Below are 1,453 nucleotides of genomic sequence, written 5' to 3' on the forward strand. Positions count from 1 at the left end.
ACTGCAAACCCTAATATCCCAATCCAGCGGTACGGTACCGTGGGATTCCCGCGTCTTCAGGCGCGGGAGGATGTCAACGAGGAGTGCCTCCGTGGAGTCGCCGGAGTCGTAGGTGAGCGATCCGGAGTACTCCGGGCGCTCGGCGTCGAAATCCGCGTCGACTTCGCTATTCTTCTTCTCGCGACGCTCGTACTCGGCTTCGTCATAGGCACCCATTGACATGGTACAGACTAGCTTGGAAACTGTCAGATATATATGTGTCGGTGAAATATCGAACGTTCGAACTACTCGACTCACCGGAACCGATTAACCCCGCCGTACGGTAGCACCGTCGTGGCACAACCGATCCGATTCCGGCGCGCGCCCGGCGGCTGGAGCCCCGACCGCGTGCGCTCGCAGCTCGAACGCCCCCTCGACGAGAACCTCGGGGCGACCGCGAGCGACCCGTGGTTCGCGCCGCCGCCCGGATACGAGGCCCGGCGGTTCGATATGGACGACGGTTCGTTCGCGCTGTTCTGCTGGACGGACAGCGACGACGACCCGCCGGATGGGGCCAACGGTGGGCCGACTGGGTACTGGGTCGGCAACACGGAGACGCCGAGCGGGCTCTGGCGAACGGACAAGTACGGATTCGACGAGGTTCCCTACCAGGTCTCTCGGTGGGTCCAGCGAGAGCTGCTCGCCGGACTCCACGACGACGAGCCGTGGCTCGCGGCGTACCCGCACGTCTCGTGGTACTTCCTCCCGGTGTTCTGCTCGAAGGACGGCGCGGAGACGACGCGAGCGTTCTTCCGCGACCACGCAGTCGGGTTCCCCGATGCGACCCGAGACGAGGGGACGGGATTCGTCGAGGAGACGCTCCGCCCGGGGACACTCGACGACTACCGCGAGACGATGGCCGGGAAGCTCGGGACCTCGGAGTCGCTCGATCTGATCCGGATGAGCGCCGCGATCGCGGAGTTCACCGCAGCCCGAATTCTGACTGAGGCCGGCTACGGCGTGACCCCCGAGATCGAGGTGTCGACCGGCCACTCGCTTGACTTCCGTGCGACCGACCCGGACACCGGCGCCGCCTCGTTGGTTGAGGTCACGCGCCCGCAACCCGTCTCCGGACGCTCCGCGAACGATCCCGTCGCGGCGGTCCGCGATACCGCGGAGACGAAGACGAGCGGGCAACTGGAGGCGCACGGAGGCGGCGCCACCCTCGTCGTGGACTGTACGTCCTTTCCCGCCGGCGACTGGGCAGCAGTGCGCGAGGCGAAACCGGAGGTCCGTCACAGGCCGGCCGTCGTCCTCCGCGCGCGTCCGAACGGTCACGTCGAGGGGTATCAGAAGGGATCGGTCCCGATCGATCTGTCGGCCGCGATCGACTGGGTGTAAACTACCCTCCCCTACTCCCTCGGCGCTCTGCGCCTCGGTCCTTGAGGGAAGGGCTTTGATGTGGACTCCCGGC

The 1,453-nt window shown here is 66.4% G+C and carries 1 protein-coding gene and 1 pseudogene; one reads left to right on the forward strand and one right to left on the reverse strand.

The window, feature by feature from the left end; all coding sequences use genetic code 11:
* Positions 1 to 78: 78 nt before the first annotated feature.
* Positions 79 to 216 (reverse strand): annotated as a pseudogene (locus ACNS88_RS17555) (DUF5786 family protein); the annotation flags it as partial.
* A 117-nt stretch (positions 217 to 333) separates the two neighbouring features.
* Between ACNS88_RS17555 and ACNS88_RS17560 the strand changes: the two are divergent.
* Entirely contained in the window at positions 334 to 1,380 is a 1,047-nt protein-coding gene (locus ACNS88_RS17560) for a DUF5784 family protein (RefSeq protein ID WP_435100630.1), read from the forward strand.
* Positions 1,381 to 1,453 lie beyond the last annotated feature (73 nt).

Source organism: Halorubrum shenae (assembly GCF_051194165.1).
Taxonomy (GTDB): Archaea; Halobacteriota; Halobacteria; order Halobacteriales; family Haloferacaceae; genus Halorubrum.